Origin of the sequence: Kluyvera sp. CHPC 1.2972, from assembly GCF_036759925.1 — a bacterium.
Lineage (GTDB): Bacteria > Pseudomonadota > Gammaproteobacteria > Enterobacterales > Enterobacteriaceae > Kluyvera.
Genome location: NZ_JAPKIB010000007.1, coordinates 80199 through 97406 on the forward strand (window position 1 = coordinate 80199; position 17208 = coordinate 97406).

General features: G+C 57.8%; 12 protein-coding genes. 5 read left to right on the forward strand and 7 right to left on the reverse strand.

Features of this window, described 5'->3' with window-relative positions:
* Positions 1-12 precede the first annotated feature (12 nt).
* Positions 13-1029: an ROK family protein gene (locus V6944_RS13160; protein ID WP_333499284.1), complete on the forward strand. Its 1017-nt coding sequence runs from the start codon at positions 13-15 to the stop codon at positions 1027-1029.
* A 4-nt stretch (positions 1030-1033) separates the two neighbouring features.
* Here the strand turns inward: V6944_RS13160 and V6944_RS13165 are convergent, their stop codons facing one another.
* Entirely contained in the window at positions 1034-2503 is a 1470-nt protein-coding gene (locus V6944_RS13165; protein WP_333499285.1) for an apiosidase-like domain-containing protein, read from the reverse strand.
* Between the two features lie 301 nt (positions 2504-2804).
* On the opposite strand from V6944_RS13165, the gene V6944_RS13170 reads away from it, so the two are divergent.
* On the forward strand, positions 2805-4151 hold the full coding sequence (locus V6944_RS13170) for an MFS transporter (protein ID WP_333499286.1): 1347 nt from the start codon (positions 2805-2807) through the stop codon (positions 4149-4151).
* Between the two features lie 234 nt (positions 4152-4385).
* On the opposite strand, the gene V6944_RS13175 is transcribed toward V6944_RS13170, so the two are convergent.
* The 6 genes from V6944_RS13175 to V6944_RS13200 all read right to left on the reverse strand — a co-directional run bounded on the left by V6944_RS13175 (position 4386) and on the right by V6944_RS13200 (position 11677).
* Positions 4386-5474, reverse strand: a complete 1089-nt coding sequence (locus V6944_RS13175; RefSeq protein WP_185669577.1) for an ABC transporter permease — start codon at positions 5472-5474, stop codon at positions 4386-4388.
* 1 nt (position 5475) lies between these two features.
* Positions 5476-7002, reverse strand: a complete 1527-nt coding sequence (locus V6944_RS13180) for a sugar ABC transporter ATP-binding protein (RefSeq protein WP_333499287.1) — start codon at positions 7000-7002, stop codon at positions 5476-5478.
* Positions 7002-7610: a DUF2291 family protein gene (locus tag V6944_RS13185; protein ID WP_333499288.1), complete on the reverse strand. Its 609-nt coding sequence runs from the start codon at positions 7608-7610 to the stop codon at positions 7002-7004. The genes V6944_RS13180 and V6944_RS13185 overlap by 1 nt, the downstream gene beginning before the upstream one ends.
* An 11-nt stretch (positions 7611-7621) precedes the next feature.
* Complete coding sequence (locus V6944_RS13190; protein ID WP_333499289.1) at positions 7622-8563, reverse strand: D-ribose ABC transporter substrate-binding protein; 942 nt, start codon at positions 8561-8563, stop codon at positions 7622-7624.
* Between the two features lie 117 nt (positions 8564-8680).
* Positions 8681-9340 carry an enterobactin synthase subunit EntD gene (gene entD, locus V6944_RS13195; RefSeq protein WP_333499290.1) on the reverse strand — a complete coding sequence of 220 codons (660 nt, stop codon included), beginning with the start codon at positions 9338-9340 and terminating at the stop codon, positions 8681-8683.
* Positions 9341-9391: 51 nt separating this feature from the next.
* Positions 9392-11677 carry a TonB-dependent siderophore receptor gene (locus V6944_RS13200; RefSeq protein WP_333499291.1) on the reverse strand — a complete coding sequence of 762 codons (2286 nt, stop codon included), beginning with the start codon at positions 11675-11677 and terminating at the stop codon, positions 9392-9394.
* A gap of 195 nt (positions 11678-11872) precedes the next feature.
* Here V6944_RS13200 and fes point away from each other — a divergent pair, with 195 nt between their 5' ends.
* From fes to entF, 3 genes are read left to right on the forward strand one after another with little or no spacing between them, the layout of a single operon-like run.
* On the forward strand, positions 11873-13087 hold the full coding sequence (gene fes, locus V6944_RS13205; protein ID WP_333499368.1) for an enterochelin esterase: 1215 nt from the start codon (positions 11873-11875) through the stop codon (positions 13085-13087).
* Between the two features lie 15 nt (positions 13088-13102).
* On the forward strand, positions 13103-13321 hold the full coding sequence (locus V6944_RS13210; protein WP_333499292.1) for an MbtH family protein: 219 nt from the start codon (positions 13103-13105) through the stop codon (positions 13319-13321).
* Positions 13318-17181, forward strand: a complete 3864-nt coding sequence (gene entF / locus V6944_RS13215) for an enterobactin non-ribosomal peptide synthetase EntF (protein WP_333499293.1) — start codon at positions 13318-13320, stop codon at positions 17179-17181. The genes V6944_RS13210 and entF overlap by 4 nt, the downstream gene beginning before the upstream one ends.
* Positions 17182-17208: the final 27 nt, after the last annotated feature.

Consider the following 17208-nt stretch of genomic DNA (forward strand, 5'->3'; position numbering starts at 1 on the left):
AGGTTTAACACCATGGATTATAAAAAGCAGATCCTCAATATTCTGCACAGTGAAAATGAGTCGCGGGCGGAAATGACCCGTCGACTCGGCGTGACCAAAGCGTATATCACCAAGCTGACCTCTCAGCTGTTGGCTGACCGGCTTATCGAAGAGCGCGAGGTCAAAGATATCGCTTTTGGTCGCCCGCAGCAGATGCTGGCGGTCAAATCGCAAACCTGGTTTAGCGTCAATATCATGCTGCGAAGAGGGAATCTGCAGGCGACGCTCAATGACTACAATACGCAACAGGCTTCGCTCGCCAAATATGACGGGGCGCTGGCGGAGGGGATGTCGCCAGCATCGCTGGTGCAGATTGTGGTCGACTGCGTTAAATCGCTCTGTGAATCCGCAGGCGTTCTGCTGTCCCGTATCAAAATCATTAGCATCGCGTTGCAGGGGGGGATTGAACACTACACCGGCATCGTGCGCTACTGCCCACTGTTTATCGAAAACAACGTCAACCTGAAGCGTGACGTTGAAGAGGCGATTGGGATTACGGCGCAGATTTTTAATATTGCGCACTGTACCAGCCACATGCTTGCCAAGCTTTCACCGGGCTCATCCTGGGTCGCGTTTATGCCGGGTTTTGGTAGCCTGGGCTACGGCTATTGTATGAACGGTGAAACCGGCCTCGGCGAGAACGGTTTTTATCCGGAGATAGTCCATCTGCCCTATGAAGGTGGCATTGAGCAGGCGTTTTACGTCAGCGAAGAGAATAAACCCGAAACGCTGCTCTCGACCGCGAAGGCGCTCTATTTCGCTATCTGCTGTACCGCACCCATCCACAACATCAAAAACGTGATTGTGACCGGGGAGCTGTTTGAAGACTATGGCGATGAAATTCTGCCGCTGACGCAGGGAATGCTCAACGACAGCCCGGACCGGCATATCCGCGAGATCCACATTCGCCACTACAAGACTGGCTATTACTATGGGGTGAAAGGGCTGGTGCAGCTCAGCTCCGATGGGATAACCGAGCTGCTGGTATAATGAGTTATGCGCGCTGCAGGCGCAGCGCGATCCACGGTTTGCCCGGCAGTTCCAGCTTGTCACCGTGCTGGATAAGCCCCTCAACCGGGGTGATGGTCATCGCCCAGGTATCGATAATCTCCACTTTCCAGCGGCTGCCCTCTTCGAGCATGGTCATCATCTTGAAGCCGGGGCAGTACTCGCCAAAGTAGAACAGCGCGTAGTCGCTGCCGCTTAGCCCCATCGACGTATCCCAATGGCTGCCCCACGGCTGCGCGGTCAGGCGCTTCGGCTGACCGTCTTCCAGCAGTTGGCGCAGGAACGCAATGCGCGCCACGCTCTCGCCTTTGAGCTTGCCGCCGTGCGACCACCAGATAATCTCATCGTCGCTGAGGAAGGTTTCGCCGTGGGTCACGTAGCCGCCGAGGCAGACGCCGTGCCAGAACTGCGCCACCATTTTCTGCGCCGTAATGTTGCCCCAGCCGAGGTCGACGTTGCCTTCATAGCAGCACTCGTCAATCACGATGGGTTTCTTAAACGCCTCGCGCCATTCCGGGACAAAGTGCATATCGTGATGCTGAATGCTGGCGTGGGTGAGCGCGGGGTTGTGGTGATCGTACCAATGCGCGTTAGAACGATAGTGGATCGGCGGGTTATGCCAGTTGTGAATGGAGATCAAATGGCGGGACGGGTCTTCGCGCTGAATCTGCGCGATCGCTTCATCCCAGAAGGCCATCGTTTTTGCTTTCAGCAGATCGAACTCATTGGCGAGCGACCACCAGATATTTTTAAACGACGCCAGACGCGCCACCAGATAGCGGATATAGCGGCGATCCACTTCGGCGGGCAGGGCAGAGAAGCCCCAGCGGTCGTACGGATGGAAAATAATCAGATCGACTTCAATGCCCATCTCATCCAGGGTGGCTATCTGCTGTTCGAGCTGGTCGAAGAAGGCGACATTAAAACGTTGGGTATCAAACCCTGACTCAATATTGCCGGGGAAGGGGAAATGTTCTGGCTCGGCCAGATTGTAGCGATAGTGCTTCGGGAAGACGCACATGCGAATTTTATTGAACGGGCTGGCGGCAAGCGAGGCGTAAGTTTGCGCCTGCACGGCTTCGCTCTGGTAGTTCCAGACGTAGGCGGTCGTGCCAAACGGGTAGAACGGCGTACCGTCGGCGTGGCAAAAATGTCCCTCGCCATCGCGCTGAACCGGGCCTTTTTCCTCAGGGGCTGCGTGACAGAAAAACGCGCCGCTCTGGCCGTGAAGCGTTGGAATATTTGACGCCAGGGTATAGCGCCATTCCCCCGGTTTGTCCGGCATAAAACGCAGAATAAACTCGCCGTTATCGTTATAGAAGCCGTAGACCGTCTGCGCGCGTTCATCATGAATGAACGTGGCCGTAAGCCAGGAATCGGTAAAGTGATGCGGGTCGTCACTGACCTGTCCCACATATTCAAAACGCTGCCATTGCTTCACTTCACGTCTGGACATAGTTCGTTTCCTTATCGGTAAGAATATATATTCATATGTGATTATTTATACGATCACGATAGGGAAGTTACCGTTAACATTCTATGGCGATGTCGGTGATTTGCGTATTGGATCACAAAACCCTGCTGGAGTGCGCCGTTGCATCGCAGTTGCTACTCGAACGCGTAAAAAGCCGAATCGGGCTTTCTGTGATACTGGTAACAATGTGGTGTTTATTTTCTTGCCAGTGAGAATTGCTCGGGTTTAGGCTTTTGAATATAAATTTGATACTGAATATATATTCAATGAGCGAGGGTGGATTATGAATCAGCAAGACAAACTGACGATTAAAGAGAAGATATGCTACGGACTTGGCGACTCATCCGCGAATATCTTTTTAGGTATGACGATGATGTTTTTGCCCTATTTCTACACCGATGTGCTGGGCATTTCCGCCGCCGCGATGGGGGTGCTGTTTGTGGTTGCCCGTCTGGTGGATGCTTTTTACGATCCGTTTATCGGCAACGTCGCCGACCGAACGCGCTCGAAGCACGGCTCCTATCGTCCTTTCTTACTTTATCTGGCGCTGCCGTACGGCGTCTCCTGCCTGCTGGTGTTTCTGGCGCCAGACTTCTCGCCGACCGGTAAGCTGATTTATGCCACGGTGACCTATCTGTTCTTGATTCTGATGTATGCCTCCACGGTGGTGCCGTACGTTGCGCTGCTGACCTCGTTAACCTCCGACCCAATGGAGCGCCTGAGCGCCAACTCCTGGCGCTTCCCGCTGGCGAAAATGGCCTTTTTGATTTGCTCTACCGTGGTGCCAATGTTCGTTGCCTGGTATGGCAAAACCAATGAGTCGCAGGCCTATATGGTCGCCATGAGCTTTATCGCGGTGCTGGCAACGGTGTTTATGCTGCTCTGCTTCTGGGGCACCAAAGAGCGTTATCAGGTGCAGCAGGCCAGCGCCAGCGTACCGTTCACCAAACAGATTGGCATTATGCTCAAGGCCAAACCGGTGGTGATTTTCTACCTGTTCAAAATCACCAGCTCGATTGCGTTCGTGATTAAAGGCAGCGTGACCATTTACTTCGTGAAGTACTTCCTGAACCGTGGCGACAGCTTTGTCTCTGGCCTGCTGTCAGCGACGGCGATTGCCGGGATCATCGCGCCGATGATTGCCATCCAACTGATTAAGCGCGGCGTGCTGTCAAAACTGGGCACGCTGAAAGTGGCGCAAGCGGGCGGCGGCCTGGCGGCGCTGGGGCTCTATTTTGTTGACCCGCAGCAGATATCCCTCGCCTGCGTGTTGCTGGTGGTGTCGGTGCTGCTGGCGGAACTGGGGGCGATTACCGCCTGGGCGCTGCCTTCCGACTGCGCGGACTACTGTGAAGAGCGCTCTGGTGTCAAAATGTCCGGCGCTATCGCGGCGGGAACGCTGTTCTCCATGAAGGTTGGCCTGGCGTTGGCGGGCGGCCTGGTGGGCTTCGTGCTGGCGGCCAGCGGCTATAAAGCGGGTGAAGCGGTCTCAACGGAGTCGATGAGCGCGATCATGTTCCTGATTGCCGGGGTGCCGGTTATCTTCCACGGCATTAGCCTGGTGCTGCTGATGATGTTCAAACTGACAAGCGAACAGGCCCGAGCCGTTGAGCAGCCTTCGCTGAACTAAGGGCATAAAATAGCAAACCATGCCGGGCGAATCATGCCCGGCTTTTGTCGTTCAGCGGGCGGCGTAAACGCCTTATCCGGCCTACGGTTCGGTGTTATTACACCGTGAGGATGTTCCGAGGAGCACCAGCATGCTGCCGTAGGTGTTGGCCGTTGTAGGTTCACGGGGAAACAAAGTAAAAAGGTACGGCTATTGGCCGTACCTTTTGAGGGCTGACGGAGAACTACCGAAGGATTATTGATTCTCTATCATCGCCTTTTGCGCCACCACCGCCGCCTTTTGCTGCATGCGGTTTTGCATCTGGTCGATAATCACCGCAACGATAATCACGATGCCCTTAATCACCATTTGCCAGAATTCGCTGACGCCCATCATCACCAGGCCGTCCGCCAGAAAACCGATGACGAAGGCGCCAATCAGCGTGCCGAGGATGGTGCCACGCCCACCGGCCAGCGACGTGCCGCCGAGCACCACGGCGGCAATGGCGTTCATTTCAAACGCGGTGCCGTTCGCCGGGTGGCTTGCCAGAAGCTGTGCGGAGACCACAATGCCCGCAATCGCCGCGCAAAAGCCGGAGAGGGTATAGACCAGCACTTTAATCTGCTTCACCTTCACGCCCGACAGTTCGGCGGCCCGTTCGTTATCGCCGATGGCGTAGACATGGCGGCCAAACGGCAGGCGGCGCGCGATATAGGCAATCACCAGTGCCAGTACCACCATCAGCCAGATGGCCCAGGGAATGCCCAGCAGCGAACCTGCGCCAATCTCATCAAAACCGGTATTGCCCAACTGCGGATTACCCGCCAGCCCCGGGAAGGTTTGTCCGTCCGAGGTGAGCATAGCCGCACCGCGCAGCACGTACATCGTACCAAGGGTGCAGATAAACGGTGCGACGTTATAGCGGGTGATAATCCAGCCGTTGACCGCGCCGATAAGCGCGCCAATCACCAGCACGATAGGCACGATAAGCCAGACGCTGGGGAAAATGGCGATGCCAAACATCGGCAGGACAATCCCTTTGGTGATAAGCCACCCGGCTATCATCCCACATAACCCAAGCGTCGCGCCGATAGAGAGGTCAATGCCAGCGGTAATAATGACAAAGGTGATCCCCAGCGCCAGAAACGCGTTGATGGCAATATGCTTAATCATAATAACCATGCTGCCAGCGGACAAAAATCCGGGCACCATCACGGTGAAAAAGCCGACGATCAAGAACAGGGCGATAAAGGTGCGCAGCTTCAGCAGAAGCAGCAGGATATTTTCGCGGGACAGCGATGTCCCGCCGCGTTGGGTTAACGCGACTGATTGTGTCGTTTTCATACTAGAACCCCTGAGCACTTGCTGAAACCAGCGCGGACTCTTCCGCCCGTTCACGAACGATATCGGCGGTCAGTTTGCCGCCGGACATCACCAGAATACGGTCGGAAACCGCCATAATTTCTTTTAAATCCGAGGTGGAAAACACCACGGCGATACCCTGTGAAGAGAGCTGAACCATCATGCGAAAGACATCGGCTTTGGCACCGATATCAATGCCGCGCGTGGGTTCATCCAGAAACAGTACCTTTGGATTGGTGAGCAGCGAACGGCCTATCACCACCTTTTGCTGGTTGCCGCCGCTCAGCGCCTGGATCTCGACCTCCGGCGAAGAGACTTTGATCGACAGATTGCCGATGGTGCTGGCCACTACCGCCTCTTCTTCATTATTCGCGATGGTGAGACCGCGCCGCAGCCGTCGCCAGAGGCTGGCAATGGTCAGGTTATTCGCTACCGACGAGATGGGAAAAATCCCCGTGCGCTTGCGGTCTTCCGGCACCAGGCTCATCCCCATGCGGATGCGGTCGGCGGGGGTTAAGCGCTGCGGCACCGGCTTACTGTCCAGCCACAGTTTCCCCAGATAGTTACGTTCGGTGCCCAGCATGCATTCGAACAATTCGGTGCGCCCAGCCCCCATCAGCCCATAGATGCCGACTATCTCACCGGCATGGACCTTAAAGCTGACGTCGTTGACCACCGCGTTGCCCGCAGCGTTGATACAGGTGATATTTTCCGCCTCCAGCAGCGGTGGGCCAAAGGTTCGCCCCGGTTCCAGGAAGTTGCTGACCGGGTCGCTACCGAGCATTTCACGGACAATCCACGGTACGTCGATATCGGCGACTCTGGCCTCGGACTGGAACCTGCCGTCGCGCAGGATAGTAATCATGTCGCCGATCGCCATTAGCTCTTCCAGCCGGTGGGAAATGTAGATGATTGAGACTCCCTGACGAGTTAGCTCACGGATCACGCGAAACAGAATCTCCACCTCGGTTTTGCTGAGCGCGGAGGTCGGTTCGTCGAGGATCAGAATGTCGGCATCTTCGGCCAGCGCTTTGGCTATCTCGATAAGCTGCTGTTGCCCGACTTTCAGGTTGCCCACCAGCTCGCGCGGCGAGATCGGCTGATCGAGGCGTTTGAGCAGTTCGGCGGCGCGTTTTTCCTGCTCCGCCTCATTAATCGGTGTGACGCCTTTTTGCAGTTCGCGGCCGAGGAAAATGTTCTCCGCGACGCTCAGATTTTCAAACAGGTTCAGCTCTTGATGCACCATGCCGATCCCGTGGGAGGCGGCATCGCGCGTGTTAGCAAACTTCACCGGCTTGCCGTTGAGCTGCATTTCGCCAAGGCTCGGCTGCTGTACGCCAGCGAGGATCTTCATCAGCGTTGACTTCCCGGCGCCGTTCTCGCCAATGATGACGTTAACCTTGCCGCGCCAGACGTTGTAGTCCACCTTGTCGAGCGCGATGGTGCCGGGGAACAGCATTGAGATGCCATGGGTGCGCAGAATAATGTCATCAGCACAATGTTCAGCCATCACGGGGCCTCCTGTTTCAGTTCTAACGCGGCGGCGTCCTGCGCCACGCCGTTAACCACGGTCACGGCAAACAGCAGGGTGACCGGTTTTCCTACCCAGCTGTTGTCGAGTTTGGGCAGCGTTTTAACCGCTTCCCGGCTGTAGGCGCGGGAAAGCTGCGCGAACTGCACCTGGTTGGTGAAGTCGTCAAACTTAAAGCCGGTCGCGTCGCGGATGGCGTTGCCGCGCATTACCGGGCCGGTCTGAACGCTGAGCGGCTGGCCGTTAAGGGTTACCGTTAGCTTTTGCTCACGCTCGTTGCTGATATCCACGGCGCTGACCTCGCTGGTCAGGCGCACGAAAACGCTCTGCGGCGTGCTGCCGGAGGTTTTGCGTAAATTCTCCAGCGCATTCGCGTCAAGGGCGTGCTGATGCGCGGCATCGATAACGCGGGGTTTCCAGGTCTGTTGCGCGATCTGCTGTGGGGTCAGGTTGTCGAAGCTGGCTTTGGCATTGGGGTCGGCAGGCAGAATCGGCTTGCCGTTTTCATCCAGATCCACCACGGTGCAGGCCGTCAGCAACAGAGCGGCGCAGCCCATCGCTACGGCGCTCCATTGTTTTAAGGACATAACGTACCGCCTTACTCGCTAAGGTTGAACATGTTGAGTTTGCTGGCGTTAGCCTCATCGATCAGAATGCAGTCCATCAGCTGTTTCTCATCTTTTTGCGCTTTGCCATTTTTCAGGAAGAAATCGGCCTGTTCGACGGCCATTTGCGCCTGTTTCCAGCCAGGTTGCAGCACGGTGGCCTTGATATTGCCTTTGTTGATGATCGAGTCGCGGGTGTAATCGCTGCCGTCAAAGCCGACGACGATGACATCTTTTTTCCCCGCTGCTTTCAGCGCCGCTTCCGCGCCCAGCGCCATGGTGTCGTTACCGGAGATCACGCCGACGATATCCGGGTTGGTTTGCAAAATGGCCTCCATACGGGTGAAGGCTTCGGTCTGGCTCCAGTTGGCGGTTTGCTGCGCCACCATTTTCATGTCCGGGTAATCGTCCAGCACGTCGTGATAGCCCTGCGAACGGACGCTGGCGTTGGTGTCCGACTGGCGGCCCAACAGCTCAACGTATTTGCCTTTGCCGTTAAGTAATTTGGCGAACTTCTCTGCGCCGAGCTGCGCGCCCTGATAGTTATTGGAGACAATCTGCGCGACGGCCACGCCGGTTTTATTGATCTCGCGGTCGATGAGGAAGGCCGGTACGCCTGCGGCTTTTGCCTTCTCCAGCGGCCCGACGGTGGCATCGGCTCCGGCGTTATCGAGGATAATGGCCTTTGCCTTACGCGCGATGGCGGTTTCAATCAGTTGGTTTTGCTTGTTGACGTCGTCGTCATGCGAAGCGATAAGCGTGGTGTAGCCCAGCGCTTTTGCCTTTGCGGCGGCGCCGTCGGCTTCCGCTTTAAAGAACGGGTTGTCATGAGAAGGGGTGATGATGGCGATCAGGCCGTTATCGGCGGCGAACAGCGAACCGGAGACGGCGATCGTTGAAGCAAACAGCACAGATTTGATAAGGGTAGTGTTCATCTCTTTCTCCACATTGAATATATATTCAATAATGATTTATTATTCAAGTTAACGATAAGGCTGAGCGATGAAACTGTCTACTGTTTGCACAGCTAATTTCTTAAAAGGAGAAAAGGATCACGCTTCGTTGGCGGGGGCGGTACAGGTGATAATCCGGTCGTTTATTTTTAACCATTTGATTAAGATAAGTTTATTTTCAAGCTTCGGTGCGAAGCTGGCCGTCAGGCGCAGCGTCAGGGCGCTAGCGTTCATATTGACGAGCTGCGCGCTGAAAAAACCGGGGAAATCCAACGCGTTGTGAGAAAAAGCCTTAAACACGCTCTCTTTTGCCGAGAACACGACGGTGAGGGCCAGCTCAAAGGCCAAATCACAACAAGCAATGACAAGGCGCTCTGCCGGGGTTATCACGCTGTTTTCAAGCTCCTGCGCCAGACGGCAATCGAAAAGCCGCTCAATATCCACGCCTACGGGTTCGTGGGAGACGACCGCCAGCGCGGTATTGTCACAGTGGCTGATGCTGCCAAACCACGGCGCAGGCCACAGCGGTTGGCCTTTGTCGCCGGGATGCGGTACGTGTTTTTCACCCACTTCTCGCAGCGCATGGACGGCGGCGATACGCCCCGCAAGGTGTTCGGCCTGACGCTTGTGTCCGTAGCGGTTGAGCAGAGCAGGATAGGGCAGCCAGAGAAGATCGGCCGGTCGCAGCGTCGTCGCATCAAAATCGACGCCGTGCAGGGTGTGGTGAGGGAAGGCGAGTGGGTAATGAGTGGTTTGCATTCATCCTCCCGACGCCCTCTCGAAAGAGGGCGGGGGATAGTGAGTGAGCTATCAGAAATGCGTGTTGATGCTCATGTACCAGGTACGGCCTGGCTCGTTGTAGGTGTAGGCACCTGCACCGGCCATGTAGTCACCGGTTTTGGTGTCACTCACGGTCTGGGCGTTGCCTTCACGCCACAGGCGTTTGTCGAAGACGTTGTCCACACCGCCGGTCAGGCTGAGGTTTTTGTTGACGTCCCAGGTCGCACTCAGGCCGAGAATGCTGTACGGGCTAGCCACGGTCGCTGATGAGCCAGTAACCGGTTTGCCCTGGTAATCGTACTTCTTAGGCTGTTGTTTGCCGTACCAGGTGAAGGTTGACTGCAGCGACACATCCTGACGAACCTGCCAGCTCAGGGTAGAGTTCAGCGTGTACTCTGGAATGATTGACAGACGTTCGCCGGTCTCTTTGTTTTTACTCTGCAGCATGTAGGTGATGTTGTTAGTCCAGCTCACCGTCTCGCTTACCGGAACGTTCAGCGTCCCTTCCAGCCCTTCAACCACCGCTTTAGGAATGTTTTCCCACTGGTAGATATCGGTGTAGGTGGTGGTTGTACCTTTGGTGATTGACGTTCTGCTTAGCGGCACGGTACCCGCTTCAATCTTGTTGCGGTAATCGTTACGGAACCAGGTCACGCCCGCCAGCCAGCCTTCATGTTTGAATTCCAGACCAATCTCTTTGTTGATGCTGGTCTCGGCCTTCAGGTCATCGTTACCCATCATGTAACAGCCGATGCCGGTAGCCGCGCCGGTGGCGTAGCAACCCTGGCCTTTGCTGTACAGAATGTAGTTCGGGTTGAGCTGATACAGGCTCGGTGCTTTATAGGCGCGGGCAATGCCCATTTTCAGCGTGAAGTCATCGCCCAAGCCCTGAGACAGGTTCAGTGACGGGCTCCAGTTGTCCCCCACGACGCTATGGTGATCGAAGCGCAGCGCCGGGGTCAACATGGTGCTATCAGTCACTTCCATGTTGTCTTCAGCGAACAGCGAGAAGATCTCAGCCTGGGAATACGGGCTGCGGTCGGTGCTGTTGTAGCCAGGGATGTTGCCGCCCATAAAGGTCTGCGTATTGGAGCTGGAGTCCTTCATACGCTGCTGGTTCCATTCGGTACCCAGCGTCAGGTTCTGATTAACAACAAAATCGAACGGAATGTTGATTTCGCTGTGCAGTGTCACATCAGCCAGATCCGTATCGCTGAACTGGTTGCTGTTAAACAGCCCTTCCAGCCCACCGGCCAACCCTTCGCCCAGACGGGAGTTACGGGTATGTTCATATTGCGCCCAGTTGCTGGTGGTGATGCCGCTATCCCAGCCACCGTTCCAGGTCAGTGCATAGTTCTGGCGATACATACGGTTAGTTTCTTTCCCGTAGTATTTTTTCACCAAACCTTTGCCGCCCTTGCTGGTGTCGTTATCGTTGTTGGTGTTCTGGGTATCGCCCGCGTACAGGTTACCCTGACGGCTGTAGCCCGCTTCGAATTCCAGCGACTGCATTGGCGCGAAGTCCCAACGTACCTGACCGTTAATATCTTTATTCTCAACGCCTTCACGACCGGCAGGCATCGTATCCGCGTAAGCACCGGTACGCGTTGACTGGTGACCATCGTTGATGTCCCAGGCATCGGCCTGGGTTTTATCCAGGTTACCGAAGAGACGGAAGCTGAACGCGTCGCCCAGCGGCCCGGTCAGGCTGAAATTGGTACGCTTAGTCGAGCCTTCTTCTTTGTGCTCTGGGGCGTTGAAATAGGTGTTCCAGGAACCGTGCCACTCGTTGCTGCTTTTCTTGGTGATGATATTCACCACGCCGCCTGCCGCGCCGTTACCGTAACGGGCTGCCGCGGGGCCACGCAGGACTTCAATGCGTTCAATCATCTCTGGCGGAACCCAGCCGGTATCACCGCGGGTATCACGCTCGCCGCGCCAGCCTTGACGTACCGAGTTACGGCTGGTCACCGGCTTACCGTCGATCAGAATCAGGGTGTTTTCCGGGCCCATACCGCGAATATCGATCTGGCGGTTGTTCCCGCGCTGGCCGCTGGTGGAGTTACCGGTCAGGTTTACGCCCGGCATGGTGCGGATGATTTCGGAGACGTCGCGCGCGGGTGGGCGCTTACGAATTTCGTCGGCGGTGATGGTCGATACGCCCGGTGCCTGCAGGTTCTGCTCGGCAGCGGTCACGACCATGGTTTCACCGTCGGCGTCCTTATTGCTGGTAGTCTCGGCGGCAAAAGCCGGAGAAGCAACGCCATAAATACCCAGGTTGACCAGGAAGGCCAGGGATTTGATTTTATTATTCATTGTGTGTCCTGCTTTTCGTCGCCAACGTCCCGTCGTGATCCATTCCCAAAAGGGGAGACGCGGCAAGGTTGTATGCCAGAAGCATGGGAAAGTGCGCGGCAATACGCTATTGCAAATGCAAATAGTTATCAATAATATTATCAATAAATTTTAAGCTGTAACAATAAATTCCACAATAAACATGGGGTTAACGTGGTGGAGAAGTTAACAACAGGAAGTGACGCGTGGTGGGATGCGATAAAAGGCCCGCAATATGAACGAGTTGGCGATAATTATCGCGTCACGTTCTGGTGGCGCGACCCCGCAGGCAGTGAGCGTTCATCGTCCGTTCGCCGGGTGTGGATTTACATTACCGGCGTCACCGATCACCACCACAACTCTGCCCCGCAGACCCTCGAACGTATTCCTGATACCGACGTCTGGCGCTGGACGACCACGTTGCCACCTACCTGGCGCGGCAGTTACTGCTTTGCGCCGAGCGTGCGCGATGACGACTTTTCCCCCGACCTGTTCACCGCCGCCGAGCCGGACCGCCAGCAGCTGCGCGAAGGTTGGCGCAAGCTGTTACCGAAGGCCATCTCCGACCCGCTGAACCCGCAAAGCTGGAAGGGCGGGCGCGGCCATGCGGTGTCCGCACTGGAAATGCCGCAGGCCCCGGAACAGCCCGGCTGGTCTGACCGAGCGACAGCCTGGCCCGAACCGCAGTGCATTACCTGGCGCAGTGAACGGTTGGGCAACCAGCGCCGGGTGTGGATTTTTACCACCGGCGACGCCAACGAAACCGACAGGCCGCTGGCGGTGCTGCTCGACGGCCAGTTCTGGGCCGAAAGCATGCCGGTATGGCCTGCGCTGACCTCACTGACCACGGCGAAAAAACTGCCTCCCGCGGTCTATCTGCTGATTGACGTGATTGATAACGCGCACCGCAGCGTCGAGCTGCCCTGCAATGCGGATTTTTGGCTGGCGGTGCAGCAGGAACTGCTGCCGCAGGTACAGGCGATGGTGCCTTTCAGCGACCGCGCCGATCGGACGATAGTGGCCGGGCAGAGCTTCGGCGGCCTCTCCGCGCTGTACGCCGGGCTGCACTGGCCGGAACGTTTTGGCTGCGTGCTGAGCCAGTCGGGGTCGTACTGGTGGCCACACCGAGGCGGGCAGCAGACCGGGGTGATCTTACAGCAGCTTGAAAGCGGTGCGTTGAACCCACTGGGGTTGCGGATTGTGCTGGAAGCGGGCATCCGTGAACCGATAATTTTTCGCGCCAATCAGGCGCTTTTGGCGCAGTTACAGCGCACACAGCAGCCGATTTTCTGGCATCAGGTTGATGGCGGACATGATGCGCTTTGCTGGCGCGGCGGGCTGACCGCCGGGCTGATAACGCTCTGGAACCCCCAGACGGCAACGCGCGATTAACGACAGGAGTTTGGTATGCAAGTCAGTAACCCCTTCGACGTGGCGCAAGGGCAGTTTTACCTTCTGCAAAACCCTCACCAGCAGTTTAGCCTCTGGCCCCAGCAGTGTTCGCTGCCAGCGGGCTGGACGGTGGTCTGCGAACCGCAGCCGCTTGAGGCGTGCAACGCCTGGCTCACCCAAAACTGGACGACGATTTATCCTGACCATTTCTCCGTCAGCGGAGGCCGCTCATGAGCCCGCGTTTACCGCTGATTGCCGCCCAGCCGGGCATCTGGATGGCGGAAGCCCTGTCGATGTTGCCGAATGCCTGGAGCGTGGCGCACTACGTTGAGCTAAACGGGGACATTAACGGCGACCTGCTGGCGCGCGCTATCGTGATGGGCCTGAACCAGGCCGACACGCTGCGCATGCGCTTTAGTGAAGAGAACGGCGAAATCTGGCAGTGGCTGGATGAAAGTATGGCGATTGCCGAACCGGCATGCCACGACCTGCGCGGTGAGTCTGACCCGCAGCAGGCGGCGCTAGCTCTGATGCAGCATGATCTCTCGCAAAATAGCCGCGTCGATAGCGGCAACCCACTCTATTGCCATCAGCTTTTCCGCGTGGGCGACAACCGCTGGTTCTGGTATCAGCGCTATCACCATCTGCTGGTGGACGGTTTCAGCTTCCCGGCGATTGCCCGCCAGATAAGCCTGATTTATCAGGCGCTGGTTACCGGCGAGACGCTACCGGAACCGGCATTCACACCGTTTGCCGACGTGGTGGACGAATATCAACGCTACCGTGATAGCGAGGCGTTTCAGCGAGATAAAGCCTTTTGGGCCGAGCAACGCAAAGCCTTGCCGTCTCCGGCCTCGCTCTCCTCTGCGCCGCTGCCGGGTCGTGCGCAAAGCACCGCTATCTGGCGTTTGAAACTCACCGCCAACCGCCGGGCGTTTTCTCGACTAACCGCCTCTGCGCCGCAATGCCAGCCTGCCGATCTAGCGCTGGCGCTGGTGGCGCTTTGGCTCGGTCGTCTGTGCGGTCGCAGCGACTACGCCGCCGGATTTATCTTTATGCGCCGTATGGGCTCTGCCGCCCTGACGGCCACCGGCCCGGTGCTGAACGTGCTGCCGCTGGGCGTGACGCTGAACGGTCAGGAAACCTTGCCGGAACTGGCTACTCGCCTCTCCGGGCAACTGAAAAAGATGCGCCGCCATCAGCGCTACGATGCAGAAAAGATTGTGCGTGATGCCGGAAAGGCGGCGGGTGATGAAGCGCTGTTTGGCCCGGTATTTAACGTCAAGATGTTTGACTATCGCCTCGGTTTCGCCGACGTTGAGGCGATAACGCATACCCTAGCCACCGGGCCGGTAAACGACCTGGAGCTGGCGCTGTTCCCCGATGAAGAGGGCGGGCTGTCGCTGGAAATTCTGGCTAACCAGCAGCGCTATGACGAAGCAACGTTGCAACAGCATATTGCTCGTTTAACCTCACTTTTGCAGCAGTTCGCCGATAATCCTGCACTGATGTGTGCCGATGCGGAACTGCTGTCGGATGACGAATATCAGCGTCTGGCGCAGATCAACGCGACTGAAAAATCCCTGCCGCGCGCCACGCTCAGTTCGTTGGTGGCCGAGCAGGCGGCGAAAACGCCAGATGCCGTAGCGCTGGTGGATGCGAACTATCGCTTCACCTACCGCGAGATGCGCCGGCAGGTAATCGCGCTGGCAAACGTGCTGCGCGAACGTGGGGTGAAGCCCGGTGATAGCGTCGCCGTCGCACTGCCGCGTTCGGTGTTCCTGACGCTGGTGCTGCACGCTATCGTTGAGGCCGGTGCGGCCTGGCTGCCGCTGGATACCGGCTATCCGGACGACCGCTTGCAGATGATGCTGGAAGACGCGCGACCGACGCTGTTGATTACCGCGGCTGACCAGTTGCACCGTTTCCCCAATATCGACAGTCTGTGTCTGAGCGCACCGCTGGCGGCGAGGGACGACCAACCGCTCGCGCTGGCAACGCCGGAACAGACGGCCTATATCATCTTCACCTCAGGCTCGACCGGCCGCCCGAAAGGGGTGATGGTCGGCCATGAGGCCATCGTTAACCGTCTGCTGTGGATGCAAGACCACTATCCGCTGACCGCCGATGACGTGGTGGCGCAGAAAACGCCGTGCAGTTTTGACGTCTCGGTGTGGGAGTTCTGGTGGCCGTTTATCACCGGCGCGAGCCTGGTGATGGCCGAGCCGGAAGCGCACCGCGACCCGTTGGCGATGCAGCGCTTCTTTGCCGATTATGGCATCACCACCACCCATTTCGTGCCGTCGATGCTGGCGGCGTTTGTGGCGTCGCTGACGCCGGAAACGGTAGACAATTGCTGCTCGCTACAGCGGGTGTTCTGCAGCGGTGAAGCGCTGCCGACCGCGCTATGCCGTGAGTGGGAAGTGCTCACCCACGTGCCGCTGCACAACCTCTATGGGCCAACGGAAGCGGCGGTAGACGTGAGCTGGTACCCGGCCTACGGCGAAGCGCTGGCGGCGGTGTCCGGCAACAGCGTGCCGATTGGCTTCCCGGTGTGGAATACCGGCCTGCGTATCCTCGACGCCATGATGCGTCCGGTGCCGTTTGGCGTAGCGGGCGATCTCTACCTCACCGGTATTCAACTGGCGCAGGGCTATCTGGGCAGACCGGATCTCACCGCCAGCCGTTTTATTGCCGACCCGTTTGCTCCCGGCGAACGCATGTACCGTACCGGTGACGTCGCGCGTTGGCTGGATAACGGTGCGGTGGAATACCTCGGTCGCAGCGACGATCAGCTCAAAATTCGCGGTCAGCGCATTGAGCTTGGCGAAATTGACCGGGTGATGCAGAGCCTGCCGGACGTGGAACAGGCGGTGACGCACGCCTGCGTGATCAACCAGGCGGCAGCCACCGGCGGCGATGCGCGCCAATTGGTAGGCTATGTGGTGTCGATTTCCGGCCTGCCGCTCGACACCGAAGCCCTGCTGGCGCAGCTTCGCCAACAGCTACCGCCGCACATGGTGCCAGTGGTGCTGTTACAGCTGAGCGCACTGCCGCTGAGCGCCAACGGCAAGCTGGATCGTAAAGCGCTGCCGCTGCCGTCGCTGACGCAGAAAACGAGCGGCCGCGCACCGCAAACGGCAACTGAACTGCAGGTTGCTGCGGCGTTTAGCCAACTGCTTGGCTGCGATATTCAGGATGTGGACGCTGATTTCTTTGCCCTCGGCGGTCATTCGCTTCTCGCCATGCGCCTGGCAGCCATGCTGAGCCAGCAAACCGGGCGCAAGGTGACGCCGGGCCAGGTGATGGTGTCATCGACCGTCGGCCAGCTCAGTGCACTGCTGGAGAACAGCGATGACGAACAGGCACAGCGTCTGGGCTATGAGCCGCTGCTGCCGCTGCGCACCGGCGATGGCCCAACGCTGTTCTGCTTCCATCCGGCGTCTGGCTTTGCCTGGCAGTTCAGCGTGCTCTCGCGCTATCTGTCGCCGCGCTGGTCGATTACCGGCATTCAGTCGCCGCGCCCGGAAGGGCCAATGCAGAGCGCCGCGACGCTGGACGAGGTGTGCGAACATCATCTGGCGACGCTGCTCGCCCAGCAACCGCACGGGCCGTATTACCTGTTCGGCTATTCGCTCGGCGGTACGCTGGCGCAGGGTATCGCGGCGCGTTTACGTCAGCGCGGTGAAACGGTGGCGTTCCTCGGCCTGCTGGATACCTGGCCGCCGGAAACGCAGAACTGGGCGGAAAAAGAGGCGAATGGTCTCGATCCTGCGGTGTTAGCGGAGATTGACCGCGAGCGCGAAGCATTTATTGCCGCCCAGCAGGGGCAAGGCTCCAGCGAATTGTTTAGCGCCATTGAAGGCAACTACGCCGACGCCGTGCGCCTGCTGACTACCGCGCATAGCGCGAGGTTTGATGGCAAAGCGACGCTGTTCGTTGCCGAGAAAACCCGTCAGGCGGATCCGCAGGCGGCCTGGGGGCCGTGGGTGGGCGAGCTGGAGATTTACCATCAGGATTGTGCACACGTCGACATCATTACGCCTGCGGCGTTTGAGGCGATTGGGCCGGTGATGCGGGAGATATTGGGGTAGTCTGACTGACACCACCTTGTCCGGCCT

Bases quoted from the DNA above. Each gene is read 5' to 3' on its own strand.
- V6944_RS13165 (WP_333499285.1), bottom strand. From the start codon at position 2,503: ATGTCCAGACGTGAAGTGAAGCAATGGCAGCGTTTTGAATATGTGGGA.
- V6944_RS13180 (WP_333499287.1), bottom strand. From the start codon at position 7,002: ATGGCTGAACATTGTGCTGATGACATTATTCTGCGCACCCATGGCATC.
- V6944_RS13200 (WP_333499291.1), bottom strand. From the start codon at position 11,677: ATGAATAATAAAATCAAATCCCTGGCCTTCCTGGTCAACCTGGGTATT.
- entD (WP_333499290.1), bottom strand. From the start codon at position 9,340: ATGCAAACCACTCATTACCCACTCGCCTTCCCTCACCACACCCTGCAC.
- V6944_RS13210 (WP_333499292.1), top strand. From the start codon at position 13,103: ATGCAAGTCAGTAACCCCTTCGACGTGGCGCAAGGGCAGTTTTACCTT.
- V6944_RS13160 (WP_333499284.1), top strand. From the start codon at position 13: ATGGATTATAAAAAGCAGATCCTCAATATTCTGCACAGTGAAAATGAG.
- V6944_RS13185 (WP_333499288.1), bottom strand. From the start codon at position 7,610: ATGTCCTTAAAACAATGGAGCGCCGTAGCGATGGGCTGCGCCGCTCTG.
- entF (WP_333499293.1), top strand. From the start codon at position 13,318: ATGAGCCCGCGTTTACCGCTGATTGCCGCCCAGCCGGGCATCTGGATG.
- V6944_RS13190 (WP_333499289.1), bottom strand. From the start codon at position 8,563: ATGAACACTACCCTTATCAAATCTGTGCTGTTTGCTTCAACGATCGCC.
- V6944_RS13170 (WP_333499286.1), top strand. From the start codon at position 2,805: ATGAATCAGCAAGACAAACTGACGATTAAAGAGAAGATATGCTACGGA.
- V6944_RS13175 (WP_185669577.1), bottom strand. From the start codon at position 5,474: ATGAAAACGACACAATCAGTCGCGTTAACCCAACGCGGCGGGACATCG.